A 19,061-nucleotide genomic window follows, 5' to 3' on the forward strand; every position below is an offset into this window, starting at 1 on the left:
GGAGAAACCATGACACCGCACAACCGTGCTAAATCCGAGGTCTTTACGCCGTCGGGCAGGATCCAGTTCGGTATCTTCTTCCAGGGCGTGAACTCCGGCACCATCTGGAAGGCACCGGAATCGGGCTCGCAGACTGACTTCGAATCATTCCGCCGCATCGCGCAGACCGCCGAGCGCGGGTTGTTCGCCGCCTTCTTCCTGGGTGAGGGGCTCCGGCTGCGTGAACACCTGGGCCGCCCGCACGCGCTGGATGTGGTGGGCCGGCCGGACGCCCAGACTATGCTGGCCGCCCTCGCGTCGGTGACGAAGAACATCGGGCTGGTTGCCACCCAGAACACCACGTACAACGATCCCGCTGACCTGGCGCACCGGCTCGCGTCCCTTGACCTGATCTCCGGCGGCCGCGCGGCGTGGAACATCGTGACCACGGACAACGCCTGGACCGGTGCGAACTTCCGGCGCGGTGGATACCTGGACCATGCCGACCGCTACAAGCACGCCGAGGCGTTCGTGGAGACGGCCAAGCTGATCTGGGAGTCCTGGGAAACCGCCGAGGGGCCCGCACGCCGCGTACTGCACGAAGGGCAGCATTACACGGTGGACGTGACGCCGCGCCTGCCGCGCAGCGCGCAGTACCGGCCCGTGCTCTTCCAGGCCGGCGATTCCCCGGAAGGCCGCAACTTTGCCGCCCGCCAGGCGGACGTCATCTTCTCCGCCCACCCCAAGTTCGACGACGCCATTGAGTTCCGCAAGGACCTCGTGGAGCGTTCGCTGGCTGCCGGGCGCGGGGCCAACGCGGTGCAGATCATGCCGGCCAGCGAGTTCATCCTCGCGCCCACTGCCGAGGAGGCTTTGGAGAAGAAGGAGTGGGTGCGGAGCCTGCAGATCGGGCCGCAGCAGGCCGTGGCGTACCTGGAGCAGTTCTGGGGCCGCGAGCTGTCCGAATACGATCCGGACGGGCCGCTGCCGGAGATCGACCCCGTGGTGGAGGAGACTTCCGAGACGCGCGGCAGCGGCTTCCACGGTGCGAAGGCGCGGCAACTGGCGGACCAGTGGCGGGCCGAGGCCAAGGACAAGGGCCTCTCCATCCGCCAGTTCGTCACGTCCCGGACAGCGCGCGTGGACGCCACCTTCACCGGTTCGTACACGGCGGTGGCGGACCAGCTGGCCGAGTATGCCCGGGTGGGCGCAGTGGACGGGTTCAACATCTCGCCGTGGCTGATTCCCACCGGCCTGGACGACATCGTGAACCACCTGGTGCCGGAACTGCAGGAACGCGGGGTCTATCCGACGGAGTACGCCGGGAAGACTCTCCGCGAGAACCTTGGGCTGGAAACGCCGGTGCGTTCCGCCGATGAAGCAGCTGAGGCGGTCCGGGCGTCATGAGCGCGGGCCGCTTGGGCGGGTGGCTGGGGCGCTGGGCGCTCACCTTGCGCCGCTGCCTTGGAACGTCCGACGGCGGCACTGAGGTGGGTGCCGCCGTCGAACCTTTTGCGGGGGCCGTGAGGTTGCAGCTGACGCTGGGGGAGCAGCGGCTGTAAGTCCGGGCTTGGCCGGCGGCGTGGGGCATCAGGTTCTGCTGTCCGGAAGGGTGTAAGTTTCAAATCTAGGACACCCACAGAAGGCGTCCAGAGTAGCTGCAATGGACCCTATTCTGACGATGTTTGATCCTCTGCCTGACGTCAGGCTGGGGTGTGCCCCAACTGGACGAGCGCCCACCCGGGAGCAAGGTTCTCCGGCTTTAACGAATGCGGCTACACAAGGGCCGTGTTCGCCAAGACTTTGAGCAGCCCGGCCCGCAGCGCTGGTCAATGCACGACTAGTTTCAAACTGAATATGCACGCCCAGTACGTCCCGGGTAGCAGTCTTCAGGTCCCTGAGGACGCCCTTATCCACTTGCTACCCATAGGGAGCTTGGAACATAAGCCAGGTGCTGGGAGCGTGAAGCTCCCGCCACAGTAGCGTCTGCGCTTAGAAGTAGTCATCGAGCTTTCCAGGCCTGCCGGCGGTCCCCACTCAGTTCATCGCTTGGTAGGCCTCGATTGCGCTTTGAAGGTCGGCCAGCTGGACACGCGACATAGTCCACACTCTTCCGACTCGCGGATCTTTCCTAAAGGAGACCCTTACCTCGTCCACGGAGAATATCCTGCCTTCGCTGTCCTCAACGGTGAACCATGTATCACTCATCTGGTTCTTTCCCTTTGATATCGATCGTTCTGTCCTAATCTCTTGTGAAAATTCAGTGATGCAGCCGCAGTGAAAAGCGTTACGCCCTACGGCAGCGCCTTCTCGGTGCTACTCAGGATGCGAGGAACGAGAGGGTTTCTGCGGCCGCTTCTGGCGCGTACTGGAAGATTGACCCGTGGGAGGCGTTGGGGAAGATCCGGATTCGAGCACCAGGAATGAGGCCTGCCATCAGGTGGCTTGCGGCAGTGGGGATCATCACATCGTTGTCGCCCTGCAGGATCAGCGTGGGCTGCTGAATCCTTGTTAAAGCCTGCACCGCGTCCCAGTCCGGTCGGCCCCAGGACAGGACCGCTCCGTAGTACTGGCTGTCCTTCGTCCCGGTACTGACGTCGATGTCGCGGCCTTCGCTTCGGGTGAAGATCCGGCCAAGGGCGGCCCCTCCCGCCATCTGGCTCTCGCCGGTTGGTGCGTAGAAGACTGCGAGGATGTCCTCGGCGCCCGGGGCGTCCGGGGTTACGAGGTGGGACACGACATCCTCGGACCAATGGGCCATGCCGGGGCCGCCCTTTGGTCCGGTGCCGGCCAGGATGAGCCGGCGCACGATCTCAGGCTTGGTGAGGGCAAGATGCTGCGCGATGAAACCACCGAGTGAGAACCCGAAAAGGTCCACCTTCGCAAGACCCAGGGCGGTGAGGAACGCGGCGGCATCGTCGGACATTGTCTCGACCGTGTCCGGGATTGTGCCGGTACTGGAGGCCACGCCCGTGTTATTGAACACGATTACTTCGCGCTCACGGGCGAGGGCATCGACAAGCGCCGGGTCCCAGTTATCCAGGTTTCCCCGAAAGTGCTGGAGGAGAACGAGAGGAACCTCCCCCTTGGAGGCCCCAAGGATGCGGTAGGCGTAGGTTACATCGTTTTCTGCGTGGACGATCAGCGTTTTGGCGGTGGTGATGCTTGAGTTCGACGTCATGGTGGGTTTCCGTTCGTGTGAGCGTGGAGTGGTTTGGTCAGATCAAGGTCGGCAGGCGAAGCGAAACGGGCAGCTGTCCCTGACGCATGTCTCCGTTTCGTCTGGGAGGCGGCCTTGCTGCCTGTCGGTGTCGTGATGCGGACTGGACTATTGAGGCTGCCTGGTCCGGCGCTGGCACAGCGGGCGTTCGGTAGAAGCGACGCTGTGGAGGGCATAGATGAAACCCATCCGGGCAGGACGGATCGTCAAGGACGTGCTAGGTTCTTTCAGTGCCCACGAGCGGTTCAGTACTACGGGTGAGCTGCGGCGCGATATTTAGCGCTTCGGCACCAACGAGGTCCGAACATGGCGGTGTTGGACCTCGCTGGTGCCCGCTGTGGGGGGGCGATGACTACCCGGCGCTCCCGGTGGAGGCCAGGAAGGGACGCAGCACCTTGACCAGTTCCTCGGGTGCCTGTTCGGCGACCCAGTGACCGGCTCCGGGGATGACGGCGGTCTGCACCTGGGGGGCGGCGGCCCTGATGCCGTCTGCAGGGTAGGTGCCCCAGCTATCGGCCCCACCGATTCCGATCACAGGGATGGTGAGCGGGGTTTTGGCACGTTCAGCGTTCTGCGCCGTCAGGGTGTCCCACTCGCGGTAGAGCTCGAAGCTGGCGCGCAGGGTGTCCTTGTCATGGTTGTACTGCTTGACGTAGTACTTGATCGCATGCTCCGGTGGTGTGTACCCGCCGCCTTGGATCTGGTACTCGTAGCGGTAGAACGCGTCCGCGTTGCTCGCGACCATGTTGACGATCAGCTCATCATCGACCCGGTTGAAGGGGATGTGCCACAGCCGGTTGTTGCCTGCCTCGTCCAGGAACAGTGGCGGGCCGTCCGGGGTGATGCCGGGCGGGCCGGGGACTTCGACTCCGGCAAAGCGCTCAACCCGGTCGCGGTGGTCTGCGGCCAGTGCGTAGCCGATAAAGTACCCGGTGTCGTGACCGATCACGGAGAACTTCTCATGGCCGAGCTCGGTCATCAGCGCGGCGAGGTCATCGGCCAGCGTGGCCGTGTCGTAGCCGTCCGCGGGCTTTTCGGTCAGCCCTATTCCGCGCTGGTCGACGGCGATGACGGTGTGGTTCTCAGCGAGGGGCTGCATGACGGAGCGCCAGGCATAGGAATCCTCTGGCCAGCCGTGGATCAGCAGCACCGCCGGACCCTCGCCGCCGACGACCGCGTGCTGACGGATGCCATTGGCCTCGACGAAGGTGCTCTTGAAGGTGTTGCTGAAGTCCGCGGGTACCTTCGGCCCGTTGGTCACCCAGCTTTCGGTTTTGGAATCAGCATTCGGCGCCGAGGCGGCGGTGGTGACCGTGCCGACCACAAGCGCGGCAGCAACCGATGCGACGGCACCGATCCATCTGCGCCGTGTGCGTCGTGACGTGGATGCGGGCAGATCCTTGTGATCCGGCTGGGGTGAGGGGTTGTGCATGGAGGTCCCCTTTCGTGGGACTAATTTGAACTGGATGGATGGTTGACGGCAGGATGGTTCGCTGCCTGACGGGGTGATGCGCCGAGGAGTGTGGAGCCGATGCCAGGCGGGGATGACCCGGTGCGCGGCATCGATGGGTGGGGCTACGGGGTGGAACCGGCCGTGGCCCCCGCCGGGCGGGGCTTAGACGCGTCCGGGGAACCGGGTGGTGATTTCCTGGAGGATGAACTCGTTGCCGTCGGGGTCTTGGAAGATCGCGAAGGAGAAGTAGCTGGCGCGCTCGGGGGCAAGGCCCGGGGTACGTCCGTCGGTCTTGACGCTGGGGATGCCGCCCTCGGCCTCGTGGAAGACCTCGGTGATCTCGATGCCGCGGGCGGCGATGTCGGCGCGGGCCGCTTCGACGTCGTCGACGACCAGGTAGGTGCCCCGTGTGGAGCCGGGGGCGGCGTCGGTGAGGCCGTTGCTGATGATGATGGACGCGGCGGATCCGGTCGGGGTGTAGTGCACGGCGCGGAAGCCGTCCTCACCCTTAATGTCGACGTCGAGCCGCCAGTCAAGCTTGTCGTAGAACGCCTTGGCGCGCTCCACATCAGAGACGGGCAGAATGATGAGTTCGAGCTTGTAATCCATTTCAGTTCCTTACTGGGTTTGTGTGTGGGGTGGTGCGATTTGAGCTGATGGGTTCCAGCCGGAGGAGAATGTGTCCTTGTTCCGGCAACGGCCTTATCCCCAACCCATCGGTTGTCTGATCCCTGCGGTCAGGCGGTAGTTGCTAGGTCGATTTTCGAAACGTGGTAGTGGCTTATCAACCACAGCCCTTCAACGTTCTGCAGGACAACCGTTAGGTGTACTGGAACGACGACGCCATTAGGGCGAATGAAGTCGACATCGACATAAGCGATGAGGGCATCGTCCGCAAGCTGCCGGTATTCCATGACTTGAAACTCCGGGCTGACGCCCACGGGCTGCTTGTCGTAGTACGTGACGATGCCGGGCCTGCCGATTGTGTGCTTCTTGTCGAAGCCTTGAAATAGTGCGTCCGGAGTGAAATGGGAGGCAACTCGTTCCGGTTGATGTCTGCGAATCCCGTCTGCCCACCCATTCAGGGCTTCGGTCAGGACGGCAAGCTGGCCTGTACTGTCTAGGGAAATCATGGTCCGGTCATCTCCTTTCGCGCTTGGCCGAAGTCGGGACAGCTGGTAAAGCCTGCGCCGCCCGGCAGCCACCTCAATGGCCAGCACTTTGTCCGCCGTCGACATGCAGGAACTCGCCGGTGACGAAGGGCGCCTGCTCGAGGTAGAGGACCCCTCGGGTGACGTCCTCAACCGTTCCCATGCGTCCAACAGGGTGGAGGCTTGCGAGCGTTTCACGCGTCTCTTCCGGGTGCATGGGAGTTCCAATGATTCCAGGGGAAACAGCGTTCACTCGGACTCCGCGGCCACCGAATTCGACGGCAAGGGATTTCGTTACCGAGGAAAGTCCTCCCTTGGTCAGCGAGGCTAGAGCCGATGGGAGGCTGGAGTTTGCGTACTCAACGAGCGTGGTGGTTACGTTCACCACATGGCCGTTCCCCTGCTCGACCATCTGCCCGATTGCCTTCTGCGTGACGTGAAAGAAGCCCCCAAGATTAACCTGAAGAACATTGTCGTAGTCCTCCCGCGTGTACTCTGTGAACGGCTTGGCGATGAAGATGCCAGCGTTGTTCACGAGCGTGTCAATCCGGCCGAACCTGTCAAGGGCCGTGGCGATTACCTCCTCGGCCACTGCTGAGTCGGAAATGTCACCGGCGACAGTGACGACCTCAGAATGCTCAGACGCTCTGATTGAGCGTGAATTAGCGACTACTGAGTAGCCAATGCCTCGGAACGCAGAAACCAGTCCTGCTCCGATGCCCTGCGAGGCCCCGGTGATGACGGCGACTTTACGAGCTTCCATTGCAAATCCTCTACTAGATGGTCGGTCTACTATTGCAGCCATCTCTTTTATAGATGACTGGTCGTATAATTGCAACCATGGGACGTAAATCAGACGCTAGACAACGGATTCTCGAGGCGGGAGCCGAGCTATTCAGGCAACGGGCATACAGCTCTATCGGCGTCGCCGAAATCTGCGCGGCGGCCGGTGTGCCGAAAGGAAGCTTCTACTATTTCTTTGCATCGAAGCAGAGCCTCGTGCTGGAAGTCGTCAATGAACACTGGAACTGGCAGCGCAGCCAGTGGGTCCGCATCCTGGCCGGGTCAGGAACGGTTGTTGAACGGCTGCGTGCTCTCTTCTTCGCCACCGCTGAGATGCAGAGAGAGGCGCTAAAAGGAAACGGAGCTGTGACGGGCTGCCTCTTCGGCAACCTTGCACTGGAAATCAGCTCCCAGGACGATCAGGCCCGCGTCCGGCTCCAAGAGATCTTCCACGAGCAAATAGACCTCGTGGAAGCCGTGCTTCGGGCAGGCATGACCGGCGGGGAGTTTACGTTGGCAGACCCCCGGGCGACAGCAAAATCCATGGTTGCGCAGATTGAGGGCCTGGTGCTTTTTGCCAAGCTGTTCAATGATCCGGGGCAGCTGGATCAACTGTGGCAGAACAGCATGAACCTGCTCGGCAGGGAAAATTTCGCGGCACTTTAGCCAGTCCATGACCCGAATGACGGGCCCGTGGCCCTGGTCACAGACGCCGGGCGACATTAGTGCGCGGACGGAGTTCGTCAGGTTGTTCCCGTGCGGTCAGTTCATGTGGGTACGGGAACTTTTATAGGACTGTATATTCGCTTTCCTACATCAAGTTTTCCACGCGCACAGGACGGGCTGGGCACATGGCTAACGCAATGGGCACGAGGCGGGACTGTGCAGCAACAGTTCTCGGTGGCCCGACAACACTCATCGACGTCGGAGGCCTGCGCATCCTCGCCGACCCAACATTCGACGAAGCCGGTCCCCATGGGTACCTCGTCAAAACTGCGGAACCTGCCGCAAGTGAGACCGACCTAGGGTCCGTTGACCTCGTACTGATCAGTCACGATGCGCATCCCGACAATCTTGACGTACGAGGCCGGGCTTTCGCCCTGACGGTACCCCTCATTCTGTCCGGCGCCCTGAGTGCACAGAGGCTTGGGCCCCCAGTGGTCGGCCTTTCGCCCTGGTCCAGCTACACCCTTCCTCGCGGGGATGGGCACGGCGGGCTGACCATCATGGCAGTCCCTGCCGTCCACGGACCTGAAGACGGTGAGCGTGATGGCGACGGGCACATCAATTGTGAAACCAGCGGGTTTGTGCTGTCAGGTCAGGGACTACCCACCATCTACATAAGCGGCGACAACGCTTCAATACGGACCGTTGCCGAAATTTCACGCGTTATCAATGGTATTGATGTCGCCATACTGTTTGCAGGAGCCGCTCGTGTTCCTGCCAAGTTCGACGGCCGGCCCCTATCCCTGGACAGTAAAGGGGCAGCCGCTGCGGCAGCCGTTCTCGGCGCGAAAATCGTGGTCCCTGCTCACTATGACGGGTGGGCACATTTCTCTGAAGGTCTTGCTGACATTGAACTCGCCTTTTATGAGGCAGGGCTCTCTTCATTACTGCATGTTGCCGAACACGGGAATTGGGTACAGCTTCACCGCTGACGCCCGCCGACGTGTAGATGAGGCCGATCCCCTGCCGAGGTACGACCTTGCTGGGGCTGGCCCTTTCGCGGGTAAGGCCGCCCTCTGGTTCTGGGCGCGGCGCACAGCCCGGCAAAGAAAGTAGCGAAACACTCCCCAATCCGACGAGCTGATCAGGGCTGGAGCCGCGCCAGGATAGAGCTGACAGGTCCGTTGATTACCTGCCTGAAGCCGGTTCCTGCCCATAGGTTGATCCACTCGGGGCTTTCGCTCGCTGCAGCAGCGGCACGGAGGGGACTGGTCAGGTGGTGAATCTCGGGGTAACCGAAGGGGGCAGTGCTGTCATACTGCCGCATGAATTCGTTGTAGAGGCCTCGGGCGTACCGTCCCGAGAATGCTTTAGTGACAGCGGTCGTGTTGAAATGTTGGGAACTCAGTGCTTTGCGATGGACAGGCCTGGTGCCTGCTTCGTCGGCGCAGAGGAATGCGGTTCCAGCCTGAACGGCCATGGCGCCACGTGAAAGAGCGGCCCGGGCTTGGTCGCCGGTGACGATGCCTCCCGCCGCGATGACCGTAGTACCCAGATCGGAAACCTCTTCCAGCAGCTCAAGCAGCGGGCGCGTCGGGGCCGGAGCAACCGGGTCGAATGTTCCACGGTGCCCTCCAGCCTCCGGACCCTGCACACAGAGTGCATCCACGCCTGCACCAAGCGCCTGAACAGCCTCCCCGTGGGAAGTGACTGTGCTGAGCACGTACACCCCTTTTTGCTGCAGGTCCGAGACGATGCCCGCGGGCGGTAGGTCGAAGGTGAAGGAAACGACTGCCGGCGCCAGTTCCAGCAGCACATCAAGCTTGTTTTCCCAGTCGTCATCGTCGTGCTTGGGTTCTCCGAGTGCGACCCCGAATCGCTCCGCATACGGGGTAAGAGAGGCTGCGTACTTCTGCAGGGCTTCCACGTCGGCGGCCGAAGGTTGCGGTACGAAGAGGTTCACACCCACGGGAGAATCCGTGAGCTGGCGGACCGCCTCGATCTCAGTCCGCATCGTTCCAGCACTTTTATAACCGGCAGCCAAAAAACCCAGCCCTCCTTGAGAGCTTACGGCTGCTGCCAGGGAGGGTGTCGACGGACCCCCCGCCATGGGGGCTTGAAACACGGGCAGCGCTAGGGCGCCGGGATTGAACCGGGACTTCGGTGATGAAGCGTTCATCGTGGCGTGCTCCACTTCAGGCAGGATGGGATGTGAGTTTAGCGGCGGGAAAAATCTGCCTGTTGACATTCTAAAGCTCGAAGCTTATAAATAGTAGACCGTTCGTCTACAAAGGAAGTGCAACATGAAAAAGGTTTTGATGGTCCTCACAGGAGCCACTACGTGGGAGCTGAAGGATGGAACGCAGCACCCCACGGGGTTCTGGGCCGAAGAGTTTACGGTGCCCGACCACATCTTCCGCACGGAAGGATTCGATGTCACCATTGCCACGCCCGGCGGCGTCGTTCCCGTGGCCGACGAGCTTAGCTTGGCGCCGGAAATGAATGGCGGCGACCTCCAGAAGATCGCCGAATACCGGAGCTATCTGGACGGGGCACAAGGCAACCTTGCAGGCGCCGTCGCCCTGGAAAGCATCAATCCGGCCGACTATGACATCGTGTTCGTACCTGGCGGTCACGGCCCCATGCAGGATCTTGCCGTCAACGCCGACATCGCACGCATCTACGAAGCAACACTGGATGACCCGACAAAGGTGGTCGCCTCCCTCTGCCACGGACCTGCCAGCTTCCTCCCCGCTACCCGCGACGGGAAGTGGCTGTTCAACGGCCGCCGGGTGACCGCGTTCCTTGACGAGGAGGAGTCGCAGGCCGGCTTCGCCGACAAGGCACCCTGGCTCCTGGAGACCCGGCTGCGTGAGGGCGGCGCCATCTTCGAATCCGGTCCGGTATGGGGCTCTTTCGTCGTTGTCGACGGAAACCTGGTGACGGGCCAGAACCCCGCCTCGGCCGAAGAAGCAGCCAAGGCCGTCATCCAACTGGCTAACGCCTGAGCCTGCGTTCCGACCACTGATCCCGTGCTACCACTTGACCCTACTAGCCGACCGGTCTAATATTTTACTTACTGACTGAAGGAGGAGCCTGAAATGAACACCAAAGAACGCATCGTCAAGGAAGCATTGGGGCTGTTCCATGCCAATGGATACAGTGCCACAGGCGTCCTGGACATCACGCGGGCTGCGGGCGTCCCCAAGGGCTCCTTCTACCACTTCTTCAGCAGCAAGGAAGACCTCGCCCTTGAGGCGGTCGAAACGTACCGGAAGATCACACGCGTCGAACTCCTTGACGGTGCTGGCGGATCCGCCCTTCGGCGCATCCGCCAGCACCTCCAGCATCTGGTCAGCATGGCAGAAGTCGCTGACTTCACCCGCGGCTGCCTGTTGGGCAACTTCTCAACCGAAATGCCCTCCCAGAGCACCCGGGTCTCGGCGGCCGTCGAAAGCGCCCTGCAGTCCTGGACCGGACATCTCGCCCAGGCAATCGCAGAAGCACAGAACGCCGGCGAGATCGAGAACAAGGCGGACGCGGCAGGCCTGGCATCCTTTGTCATTTCCGGCTTGGAAGGCTCTTTGGCCAGGGCGAAGGTGTCCGGATCCCGGGAACCGCTCAACGTGTTTTTCGAGACAGTCTTCCGGGACATACTCAACTAATCAAAGGTAGGCCGCAGCCTACCTTCACGCGACTGACGAGTAGACCGGTCGTCTCGCTACAATCCATAAATGTACTAGTCGGGGCGTTCATGCCTCTCCGGACTCACCAAGAAAGGGGAACGGATCTTCGTGAATTCGTTGCTTAGCTCTGTCCTTGAGGCGAATGGCGGACTCGATAAGTGGGCCGACCTTAACGGACTCAAAGCAGAAATCGCCTATAGCGGCCCCTTTTGGGGCTATAAGGGTCGGCCGGAATTCGCCGGGGTCGAGATCGTCGAGGCTGACCTCCAGCAGCAGCGGATTCTGAGCACCAACGCCGCAAGCGGACGTGCTGTGGAATACAGCCGCGAGCAGGACAGGGTCACGGTCTCGGCGGCAAACGGTAACCTGCTTCATGCTTTGGATCGTCCGCGGGCTTCATTGGCCGGCTACGGCCCGGAAGCCCAGTGGTCCGCTGCACAGGCAGCGTACTTCCGCAGCTACGCCACATGGCACTACCTTGTTGAGCCATACATCTTCATCTGGCCCGGAGTGCGGACGCACGAAACATCCCCCTGGAATGAGAGCGGAGAGACCTGGAGGGTTCTGCAGGTTGACTTCCCTGCCTCGATCGATACCCACAGCGGAAGCCAGCTCTACTACTTCGACGAATCTTTCCGCCTGCGTCGAGTGGATTACCAACCAGCGGTCAACGGTCATACCCCTATTGCGCACTACGTCATGGAGCATACGAACGTTGCCGGCCTGGAGATTCCCACGCGGCGGAATATCCACATCCGAAATGAGGACGGCACACCCGATCTTTCATGGACACCTATCTCGCTTGAGCTGAGCAACACTGCCATCTTCTGACTCCAGAACAGCCCGGGCTGCATTACCGCTTTCGGGAACGGGGTTGATGTGCGGGTCTGACACCCGCGCATCAGGCCCCCGCACGATTCTCAGCACGCATTTCTCGGTTATTCGGTCCCCTTAAGGAAGTCCCCATGTCCACAACGCAGTACCTACCCCACCAGGGAACGCCGGCGGGGCGCACCGGCCGCACGCTCCCAGGCGGGGTTGCTTTCACAGGCATCGCCATCACCTTCATCAGCTTGTATGTGGCCGCCGGAGCACCGACACCCCTGCTGGCGCTCTATCAGAAGCAATGGGACTTCCCCGCACCCACGCTGACTCTCGCGTTCGCGGTCTACGCCGGGGGCTTCCTGGCAGCCTCCCTTACGGTTGGTTCACTTTCTGATCACGTGGGTCGCCGACCCGTTCTGCTTGCAGCGCTCGGCCTGCAACTGGTATCCGTGATCATGTTCCTCACAGCCGCCCATATCGGGTGGATTGTCGCTGCCCGGGCAAGTTCAGGGGATCGCAACCGGCGCCGCCACCACCGCGTTCACCGCTGCCCTTGTCGAGCTCGCGCCTGCCAACAGGAAGAAGCTGGCAACGATCCTGGGCAGTGTGGGAGTAACCAGCGGCCTGGCAGTTGGCGCCCTGCTCGCCGGGCTGGCCATCGAATATATCCCCCAACCAAACAGCCTGGTATTCGTCATCCTGGGCGTCATCACGCTCTTTGGCGGCGTGATAGTTGCCGCCTCACCTGAGAGCGGGAACCGCCGAGCAGGAGCACTGCGCTCCCTCGTGCCCCGCGTTATTGTTCCGCCCGCGGCGCGGCCGGAATTCATGGCCGCGGCCCCAGGCATTGCGGCGATATGGATGCTCGCAGGGCTGTCCCTGGGTCTGGCCCCCACCCTTGTGCGAAACGTCTTCCAGCTCGACAGCGGTCTCCTGAATGGGATCACCAGCTTCATCGGGCCAGCCACGTCGGCCGCCGTCGGCCTTGCCTTCATCCGCGTGGGCCCCCGAAAGGGAACCATCATTGGAATCACCACCGGCATCATCGGTACCGCCGGCATCTTGGCCGGCGTCCTCGCGGACAGCATCATCCTCATGATGGCAGGACAGTTCGTCGGCGGCATCGGATTTGGAGCAACATTCGCCGGGGCACTGCGACTCATCATCCCGCTGACCGCTCCAGAACAGAGGAGCGCCAGCGTTGCAGCCATCTATGTTGTCGCCTATCTCGCCTTCAGCGTCCCCGTGGTGCTGGTCGGCCTGCTCGCCGCACCCCTGGGTCTGCTCAATGTTGTTATCGCCTATACGGCAGTAACTGCTGTTCTGGGACTCATCAGCCTGTACAAGCAGTTAGTCATGCGCGGCAAGGACGGGCAATAGACCGCCTCCCAGCTGCCCCTGACCCGCCGAGCGGACCCGGGAAGGCTGTCCCATCGACAACCTCAGCTCAGGCTCACGCTTCCCACTCCCGCGGCTTGGCTGCCACAGAGAACCGCAGTCCCCCCGGAACGTATCCGTACACAACCCCGCGCGCTACCCAGCTCCCTTGCACATAAGGGGGCCTGCCAAGAAATAGCCCGACCACCCCGGGGGACCCAGTACTTCCCTGCAGGAGCAAGATCATGACCTCAAAATCGATTCGTACCGCGCTTCTTACAGCCCTATCTGCAGCAATAATCGCAGCCTGCGCTGGCTCAACGGCATCGCGAGGGGCAAGTACGCGTTCCCTCGCATCCGGTTTAACCCTTGCTGTTCCTACGCCTGCAGAAGGCAGATCCCATGAGACGGCATACAGCGCAGTCATGGACCCTGCACGACAGAAGACTACGGCCAGGCCCCGTAACAGGTAAGCGACCGGGGCAGGCTTCGGCGGTGGCAGACGCGGAGAACACCGCGACAACCAGCAGCCAAACGTCCCCGAACAGTTAGACCGACAGAAGAGACCGTTTCTCGGCACAATCCCGATCGGAAAAGGAAAGTAGCAAGCACATGGCCAAAACCACAACGGAAATACTCACTGACGCGCTGGAGCAGGCGGCAGCCGCTCATGGGGTGTACGAAGACGAAGTCCTAGGCGGAGTCTACGACGCCCACTGGCCGCAATGGTACGCCGATCACATGGCGCGAACCCTCGCGGAGGCTGGACATACGTTTGCCCTTGACTAGAGCCTTACCACCATCGGGCCCCTAAGGACCAGCTGCCCTTCAACCAGCACCAACAGCCCAACAAGAAACCAAATAGCTACAGCAAGAAGAGGAACCCTCCATGAAAATGAAACGTGAAGTACCAGCACTCCTCGCTCGCGAGGTCCGGCACGGCGGCGATGGCCGGCTGTTCCAAGAAGTCTTCGCGACTAAGGGGTCCCAACGATGATTACGCCTGGCCTCTCCGCGGAATACGATCTGATCGTGCTGGGCGGCGGCGCAGTCGGCGAGAACATCGCCGATCGTGCCGTGCAGGGCGGGCTGACAGCTGTCATCGTCGAAAACGAACTAGTTGGAGGAGAATGCTCCTACTGGGCCTGCATGCCGTCGAAGGCGCTGCTGCGTTCCTCCCAGGCTTTACGGGCGGCCCGTCAAGTACCCGGCGCCGCCCAGGCGGTCACGGGTGAACTCGATGTGGATGCCGTGCTGGCCAGGCGGGATGCGTTCGCCAGCAACTGGTCAGATACCGGCCAGGTCCGGTGGCTCGACAGCGCAGGTATTGGCCTCGTCCGGGGCCACGGCCGGCTAAGCGGTGAAAAGGAAGTTACCGTCACAGCCAAAGACGGTTCCACCACCGTGCTCACCGCCCGACATGCCGTCTCAATAGCCACAGGGTCAGATGCGTTCCTTCCTGACATCGACGGGCTTGTCGAGGCCCAACCCTGGACAAGCCGTGAGGCAACGAGCATCAAGGCCATTCCTGAGAGCCTCGCGATCATCGGCGGTGGTGTAGTCGCTGCAGAGATGGCAACCGTTTTTGCTTCCTTCGGCACAACAGTCACCCTGATCTCCCGCAGCGGACTGCTTTCGGGTATGGAACCGTTCGCCGGTGACCTCGTCGCAAACTCCCTCCGGGAGCAGGGCGTCACGATACTCACCGACACCAAAACGACCAGAGTGCAGCGCAATGAAAACGGCGTCCTCCTCGAAACCGGGGACGGCACAACAATCACTTCCCAGGAAGTGCTCGTCGCCACCGGCCGCACACCCCGCACCACGGACATTGGCCTGGACTCCGTCGGTCTCACGCCCGGAGCCTGGATCGAAACCGATGACACCTTGCAGGTGCCAGGCTTCGACTGGCTCTACGCCGCAGGTGATGTGACCAACCGGGCCCTGCTCACCCACCAGGGCAAGTACCAGGCACGGGCGGCCGGTGACGTAATCGCCGCCCGGGCCGCCGGGGCCGAAGTGTCCGATGCTCCCTGGGGAACCCACGTCGCCACCGCCGACCACCAGGCTGTCCCCCAGGTCACCTTCACCGATCCGGAGGTTGCATCAGTAGGCCTTACAGCCGATGCGGCGCGCAAGGCTGGATACCGCATCCGGGTTGTCGACTACCAGCTCGGTTGGGTCGCCGGCGCCAGCGTGCGCGCCGATGGGTATGCAGGTGCCGCGCGGATGATTGTCGACGAAGAGCGCAAGGTGGTGCTGGGCATGACCTTTGCCGGCCCGGATGTTAGTGAACTGCTCCAGGCTGCCACGATCGCAGTCGTCGCGGAAATCCCGCTGGACCGCTTGTGGCATGCGGTACCTGCCTACCCCACCGTCAGCGAGATCTGGCTGCGCCTGCTCGAAACATACGGGCGTCCCTCCGCTTAGGAATTACGCGCTCAGGGGACCGGACCTTCCACCCTCCTGCTGGTGGAAGGTTCCGCCCCCAGCGCACTTCCATGTACGCGCGGACGCCGCTTCCCCCAACCCTCCCAATGAAAGGAAACCACGACATGACTGCCGGAATGGGCCATCACGCTGACACAAACACACTTACGGAAGCCGACGAGATCCTATCCCTCGGTGGCACCTCTGATATCCGGGACCGCCGGGTGCCCGTGCCGACCCCGTACGGGAGAACCTGATGGCCCTCTCGGAACAAGAACGGAACATGCTGGAGCAACTCGAGAAGCAGTTCAAGAAGGACGATCCCGAATTCGCGGATGCCATGGAAGCAGGACCCGCCCGGAAGTACTCCGGATCACGGACCATTATCGGCGTTCTTACCACGCTGTCCGGCATCTCCGTCCTGCTGTTCGGCGCCTCCCTCAGTGATCCCATCACTGGCATCATCGTCGGCACCCTGGGCTTCGCTGTCCTGATAGCCGGCGGGTACCTCGCCACAATGCGCAGCGACCGAACCGAAAGCAAATTCCTGCCCCGTGCCTCCGACCCCACGGTAAAGGGTGACGAGACAGCTCCGGAAAAGGACCGTCGGTCCCTAAAAGGCAGTCTCGGCGAGGCAGCATTATGGACCCTTTTCTGGTGGGTATAGCAGCCCCAGAATTCCCATAACCTCTCCCACCCGGCATGAGTCGCATCCCGATCACCACCACAAGGACCGGGACAACGACGGACATGAACCGTTCAGCATCATCCAATCTCTGCAGGAAAGGGCACAGACCAGCAGGCTCCGAAAGCTGCCCTTACAAGGCCACGGTCACCGCCTTGCTGGACACCGCCCCCTGGTTCTCCACGCCGCTTTGCCCGGGGATGGCCCGGTGACGCCCTTCTCCAGCAGCCCACCTCCCCAACAAAAGGATCACGAATGACCAAGCACGTAGAAAAAGGCGCCCGCATGTTTGAACGCGGCTCAGAACTGAATTCCGGCCGTCCTGGTCCTTGCTTCCTGGCGGTTGTGGGAGGGGCAACCTTGCTCATACTTCTGCTGGAGTTCTGGGAGCATGTCTACCTGCAAAACATTCTGACTGGTGCACTGGCCATTGCCGTGATCATGTCAGGAGTCCAGGTTTCAGCGATACGCGGCATTCTCAGCCGAAGGAGGAAGCCGGCCCGCGCACCCGTCGCGTCCAAGGCCCGCCAAGTCAGCGACAGGATGGTCGAGCAGCCATACAGGCTCCGCAATGGCGACGGGATTCCCCACTCACATCTGTGGTGGTTTAGCTAATCGACTTCGAGCTCAGCAGACACTCTCGGGTACTTCGGTCATAGATGTCTCAGTTCTGCAGAGCGTCCTCAAGAGTCGTCCGCTGCTTCTGGTGGGGCAGGTTCTGCTCAGCTTGCTGGATGGCCCATGCAGCGTGGATCAAACCGATATGGCTGAAGGCCTGGGGAAAGTTGCCCATCTGCTCCCCAGTCTCAGTGTTAATTTCCTCGGCCAACAGCCCCACGTCACTCAAGTAACCGGCAGCCCTTTCAAACACCACCCTGGCATCTGCAGGGCGCCCTGCCATGGCCAACGCCTCGGCGAGCCAGAAGGTGCACAAGAGAAAGCTGCCCTCTTCTCCGGAAAGTCCGTCGATTCCTGTATCGGTCCGGTAGCGAAGAACGAGACCCCGGTCATCCACCAACTGTTCCTCGATGGCCGCGACAGTGGAAAGAATTCTGGGGTCTGTCCCGGGCAAAAACCCCATAATCGGCATCATCAGAGCAGCCGCGTCCAAGCTCTCTGATCCGAAATGCTGAGTGAATGCGCCTACCTCTGGATTCCAGCCCTGCTCAAGGATTGCCGTGCGGATCTGCTCAGCTGCGGCCGTCCACCGCTGAACATGGCCTCGGGCCTGCAGCTGCCTGGCCATCTTGATAGCCCGGTCTAAAGCCACCCAACACATGAGCTTCGAGTAGAGGAAATGCTGAGGCTCCCCGCGGATTTCCCAAATGCCATTGTCCGTCTGGCGCCACTGAGCTGCTGCAGCATCAGCCAGGTTGGCAAGGAAGACCCGGATCTGGGAAGGAAGCTCGCCCAGCTGGTCACGCAGCCGGAAGGCCGCAGCGAGGATTTCGCCATAGACATCAAGCTGGGTCTGATTCCAGGCGCCGTTTCCGACCCTGACCGGGCGGCTGCCACGCCAGCCAGCAAGCTGCGGAATCACGCGTTCAGTAAGGTCGTGCTCACCGCCGACGCCAAACATGATTTGGAGGGGATAACTGGGGCCCGAATGGGCGGCAGCCGCTGTGACAAACGCGAAAAACCCTTCCGCTTCTTCCGGGCAGGCGGCGATCCACAAAGCCTGCATGGTACAACTGGCGTCGCGAACCCATGAGTAGCGGTAGTCCCAGTTACGCTCCCCTCCCTCCAGCTCGGGCAGAGAGGTTGTTGCTGCTGCGACAATGGCGCCGGTCGGCTGGTAACTCAGTGCCTGCAGCACCAGTCCGGAATGCAGAACTATCTCCCGCCAAGGGCCGTCATAAGACTGATGGTCAGCTGACCATTCGCGCCAGCCCGCCATCGTCCCCAGCAGTGCCTCCTGGACTTGGCTCTGGCTATACGCGCTTGGAAGGGCATCACCAAGGGTTGAATACTGCACAGCGAAGTTCAGGCTTTCCCCCTCGTGCAGTTCCAGGGTGGCATTCAGTTCTCCGGACCCCAGTTCCACGGCCTCAGCATGAAGAACCTCCGGGAAGGACAGGAGTAGCCTGCCGGATCCGCCGGTTGCCAGGATTCCCGAGTCAGTACTTGTCATAACGGGAACAATGAGCCCGTATTCTGGTCGCGGCCTGAAGCAGATGTCCAAGGACACCGCTCCGCCCGTGCAGGCCAGAGACCGCAACAGGGAGTGAGGTGCGCCCTCACCCAGTCGGTGGGGATCGGAGGTCGCGCCCACTTCCATGGCATCGGTAAGCCTGACCTCCCCAGAATCTGTCCGGAATGTGGTTTCCAAGACCATGGTGCCCGCAAGGTATCGACGGCTGGAGGCAAAAAAGCCCTTCGGATGTACCGACCAGTGCCCACCGCCTTCACCAAGGATCGCGGCAAACACCGAATTACTATCGAAACGGGGAAAACAGAGCCAGTCGACTGACCCATCACGTGTGACCAGCGCCGCGGAATGCCTGTCGGACAGCAGGGCGTAGTCCGAAATTGGAAGAGTGCTCATAGATAGCCGATCCTCTGACGTGGTGCTGGCCTACAGCCTGGCAGACAAGAACCCTCTGTATCCTTGGCGAACTTGTACAGGATTTATACGCCCGGTTCCCCTGGCGTTCAAGAGCCGGATGCTCTGCCCCGGATTCTTCACCGCAAAGGGAGCGGAAATTCGGGTGCAGCAGCCCGCTATAGAGGCGACGGCCGGGACTACGCCATCGCACACCTCGCCGCCAAGCAGTCGCAGACCAGACCCAGGACCGAACCCTTGACC

Annotated in this window: 19 protein-coding genes and 1 pseudogene; 13 read left to right on the forward strand and 7 right to left on the reverse strand. The window is 61.7% G+C overall.

Annotated features, from left to right (window positions below):
* The first annotated feature begins 9 nt into the window (after window positions 1-9).
* Entirely contained in the window at window positions 10-1,386 is a 1,377-nt protein-coding gene (locus QF038_RS00085) for an NtaA/DmoA family FMN-dependent monooxygenase (RefSeq protein ID WP_307607525.1), read from the forward strand.
* A complete protein-coding gene (locus QF038_RS00090) occupies window positions 1,383-1,541 on the forward strand; it encodes a hypothetical protein (RefSeq protein WP_307607527.1) in 159 nt (52 codons plus the stop codon). The genes QF038_RS00085 and QF038_RS00090 overlap by 4 nt, the downstream gene beginning before the upstream one ends.
* Window positions 1,542-2,299: 758 nt before the next feature.
* On the opposite strand, the gene QF038_RS00095 is transcribed toward QF038_RS00090, so the two are convergent.
* The 5 genes from QF038_RS00095 to QF038_RS00115 form a co-directional block, all read right to left on the reverse strand.
* Complete coding sequence (locus QF038_RS00095; RefSeq protein WP_307607530.1) at window positions 2,300-3,160, reverse strand: alpha/beta fold hydrolase; 861 nt, start codon at window positions 3,158-3,160, stop codon at window positions 2,300-2,302.
* Window positions 3,161-3,551: 391 nt separating this feature from the next.
* Complete coding sequence (locus QF038_RS00100) at window positions 3,552-4,631, reverse strand: alpha/beta fold hydrolase (protein WP_307607532.1); 1,080 nt, start codon at window positions 4,629-4,631, stop codon at window positions 3,552-3,554.
* A 183-nt stretch (window positions 4,632-4,814) separates the two neighbouring features.
* Complete coding sequence (locus QF038_RS00105) at window positions 4,815-5,261, reverse strand: VOC family protein (RefSeq protein WP_307607534.1); 447 nt, start codon at window positions 5,259-5,261, stop codon at window positions 4,815-4,817.
* Window positions 5,262-5,389: 128 nt separating this feature from the next.
* The gene (locus QF038_RS00110) at window positions 5,390-5,890 is read right to left on the reverse strand and encodes an SgcJ/EcaC family oxidoreductase (protein WP_307607536.1); all 501 of its coding nucleotides are present in this window, start codon (window positions 5,888-5,890) and stop codon (window positions 5,390-5,392) included.
* Complete coding sequence (locus QF038_RS00115) at window positions 5,859-6,566, reverse strand: SDR family NAD(P)-dependent oxidoreductase (protein WP_307607538.1); 708 nt, start codon at window positions 6,564-6,566, stop codon at window positions 5,859-5,861. Before QF038_RS00115 ends, QF038_RS00110 begins: the two co-directional genes overlap by 32 nt.
* A gap of 77 nt (window positions 6,567-6,643) precedes the next feature.
* On the opposite strand from QF038_RS00115, the gene QF038_RS00120 reads away from it, so the two are divergent.
* Both QF038_RS00120 and QF038_RS00125 read left to right on the forward strand, forming a co-directional pair.
* Window positions 6,644-7,252 (forward strand): TetR/AcrR family transcriptional regulator, encoded by a 609-nt coding sequence (locus QF038_RS00120; RefSeq protein WP_307607540.1) that lies wholly within the window; start codon window positions 6,644-6,646, stop codon window positions 7,250-7,252.
* Between the two features lie 197 nt (window positions 7,253-7,449).
* On the forward strand, window positions 7,450-8,244 hold the full coding sequence (locus QF038_RS00125) for an MBL fold metallo-hydrolase (protein ID WP_307613362.1): 795 nt from the start codon (window positions 7,450-7,452) through the stop codon (window positions 8,242-8,244).
* Between the two features lie 152 nt (window positions 8,245-8,396).
* Here the strand turns inward: QF038_RS00125 and QF038_RS00130 are convergent, their stop codons facing one another.
* Window positions 8,397-9,431 carry a nitronate monooxygenase gene (locus QF038_RS00130; RefSeq protein WP_307607542.1) on the reverse strand — a complete coding sequence of 345 codons (1,035 nt, stop codon included), beginning with the start codon at window positions 9,429-9,431 and terminating at the stop codon, window positions 8,397-8,399.
* Between the two features lie 124 nt (window positions 9,432-9,555).
* Here QF038_RS00130 and QF038_RS00135 point away from each other — a divergent pair, with 124 nt between their 5' ends.
* The 9 genes and pseudogenes from QF038_RS00135 to QF038_RS00170 all read left to right on the forward strand — a co-directional run bounded on the left by QF038_RS00135 (window position 9,556) and on the right by QF038_RS00170 (window position 16,870).
* Window positions 9,556-10,260, forward strand: coding sequence for a type 1 glutamine amidotransferase domain-containing protein (locus QF038_RS00135; protein WP_307607544.1), 705 nt, complete (start codon window positions 9,556-9,558; stop codon window positions 10,258-10,260).
* Window positions 10,261-10,353: 93 nt separating this feature from the next.
* Window positions 10,354-10,917 carry a TetR/AcrR family transcriptional regulator gene (locus QF038_RS00140; RefSeq protein WP_307607546.1) on the forward strand — a complete coding sequence of 188 codons (564 nt, stop codon included), beginning with the start codon at window positions 10,354-10,356 and terminating at the stop codon, window positions 10,915-10,917.
* Window positions 10,918-11,046: 129 nt separating this feature from the next.
* Window positions 11,047-11,769, forward strand: coding sequence for a hypothetical protein (locus QF038_RS00145; RefSeq protein WP_307607548.1), 723 nt, complete (start codon window positions 11,047-11,049; stop codon window positions 11,767-11,769).
* A gap of 134 nt (window positions 11,770-11,903) precedes the next feature.
* Window positions 11,904-12,215, forward strand: a pseudogene (locus QF038_RS22255) (hypothetical protein); the annotation flags it as partial.
* Window positions 12,216-12,249: 34 nt separating this feature from the next.
* Window positions 12,250-13,143: an MFS transporter gene (locus QF038_RS00150; protein WP_307607550.1), complete on the forward strand. Its 894-nt coding sequence runs from the start codon at window positions 12,250-12,252 to the stop codon at window positions 13,141-13,143.
* Window positions 13,144-13,752: 609 nt separating this feature from the next.
* On the forward strand, window positions 13,753-13,929 hold the full coding sequence (locus QF038_RS00155; RefSeq protein ID WP_307607552.1) for a hypothetical protein: 177 nt from the start codon (window positions 13,753-13,755) through the stop codon (window positions 13,927-13,929).
* 204 nt (window positions 13,930-14,133) lie between these two features.
* A complete protein-coding gene (locus QF038_RS00160) occupies window positions 14,134-15,570 on the forward strand; it encodes an NAD(P)/FAD-dependent oxidoreductase (protein WP_307607554.1) in 1,437 nt (478 codons plus the stop codon).
* Between the two features lie 256 nt (window positions 15,571-15,826).
* On the forward strand, window positions 15,827-16,237 hold the full coding sequence (locus QF038_RS00165; RefSeq protein WP_307607556.1) for a DUF3040 domain-containing protein: 411 nt from the start codon (window positions 15,827-15,829) through the stop codon (window positions 16,235-16,237).
* Between the two features lie 273 nt (window positions 16,238-16,510).
* A complete protein-coding gene (locus tag QF038_RS00170; protein WP_307607558.1) occupies window positions 16,511-16,870 on the forward strand; it encodes a hypothetical protein in 360 nt (119 codons plus the stop codon).
* Window positions 16,871-16,919: 49 nt separating this feature from the next.
* Here the strand turns inward: QF038_RS00170 and QF038_RS00175 are convergent, their stop codons facing one another.
* Entirely contained in the window at window positions 16,920-18,800 is a 1,881-nt protein-coding gene (locus tag QF038_RS00175) for a glycoside hydrolase family 15 protein (protein ID WP_307607560.1), read from the reverse strand.
* Window positions 18,801-19,061 lie beyond the last annotated feature (261 nt).

The sequence above is a fragment of the Pseudarthrobacter sp. W1I19 genome, assembly GCF_030817835.1.
GTDB lineage: Bacteria > Actinomycetota > Actinomycetes > Actinomycetales > Micrococcaceae > Arthrobacter.

What these genes read in the sequence shown, in the direction of transcription:
- QF038_RS00085 (WP_307607525.1), top strand. Translation starts at nt 10, where the DNA reads ATGACACCGCACAACCGTGCTAAATCCGAGGTCTTTACGCCGTCGGGC.
- QF038_RS00090 (WP_307607527.1), top strand. Translation starts at nt 1,383, where the DNA reads ATGAGCGCGGGCCGCTTGGGCGGGTGGCTGGGGCGCTGGGCGCTCACC.
- QF038_RS00095 (WP_307607530.1), bottom strand. Translation starts at nt 3,160, where the DNA reads ATGACGTCGAACTCAAGCATCACCACCGCCAAAACGCTGATCGTCCAC.
- QF038_RS00100 (WP_307607532.1), bottom strand. Translation starts at nt 4,631, where the DNA reads ATGCACAACCCCTCACCCCAGCCGGATCACAAGGATCTGCCCGCATCC.
- QF038_RS00105 (WP_307607534.1), bottom strand. Translation starts at nt 5,261, where the DNA reads ATGGATTACAAGCTCGAACTCATCATTCTGCCCGTCTCTGATGTGGAG.
- QF038_RS00110 (WP_307607536.1), bottom strand. Translation starts at nt 5,890, where the DNA reads ATGTCGACGGCGGACAAAGTGCTGGCCATTGAGGTGGCTGCCGGGCGG.
- QF038_RS00115 (WP_307607538.1), bottom strand. Translation starts at nt 6,566, where the DNA reads ATGGAAGCTCGTAAAGTCGCCGTCATCACCGGGGCCTCGCAGGGCATC.
- QF038_RS00120 (WP_307607540.1), top strand. Translation starts at nt 6,644, where the DNA reads ATGGGACGTAAATCAGACGCTAGACAACGGATTCTCGAGGCGGGAGCC.
- QF038_RS00125 (WP_307613362.1), top strand. Translation starts at nt 7,450, where the DNA reads ATGGGCACGAGGCGGGACTGTGCAGCAACAGTTCTCGGTGGCCCGACA.
- QF038_RS00130 (WP_307607542.1), bottom strand. Translation starts at nt 9,431, where the DNA reads ATGAACGCTTCATCACCGAAGTCCCGGTTCAATCCCGGCGCCCTAGCG.
- QF038_RS00135 (WP_307607544.1), top strand. Translation starts at nt 9,556, where the DNA reads ATGAAAAAGGTTTTGATGGTCCTCACAGGAGCCACTACGTGGGAGCTG.
- QF038_RS00140 (WP_307607546.1), top strand. Translation starts at nt 10,354, where the DNA reads ATGAACACCAAAGAACGCATCGTCAAGGAAGCATTGGGGCTGTTCCAT.
- QF038_RS00155 (WP_307607552.1), top strand. Translation starts at nt 13,753, where the DNA reads ATGGCCAAAACCACAACGGAAATACTCACTGACGCGCTGGAGCAGGCG.
- QF038_RS00160 (WP_307607554.1), top strand. Translation starts at nt 14,134, where the DNA reads ATGATTACGCCTGGCCTCTCCGCGGAATACGATCTGATCGTGCTGGGC.
- QF038_RS00165 (WP_307607556.1), top strand. Translation starts at nt 15,827, where the DNA reads ATGGCCCTCTCGGAACAAGAACGGAACATGCTGGAGCAACTCGAGAAG.
- QF038_RS00170 (WP_307607558.1), top strand. Translation starts at nt 16,511, where the DNA reads ATGACCAAGCACGTAGAAAAAGGCGCCCGCATGTTTGAACGCGGCTCA.
- QF038_RS00175 (WP_307607560.1), bottom strand. Translation starts at nt 18,800, where the DNA reads ATGAGCACTCTTCCAATTTCGGACTACGCCCTGCTGTCCGACAGGCAT.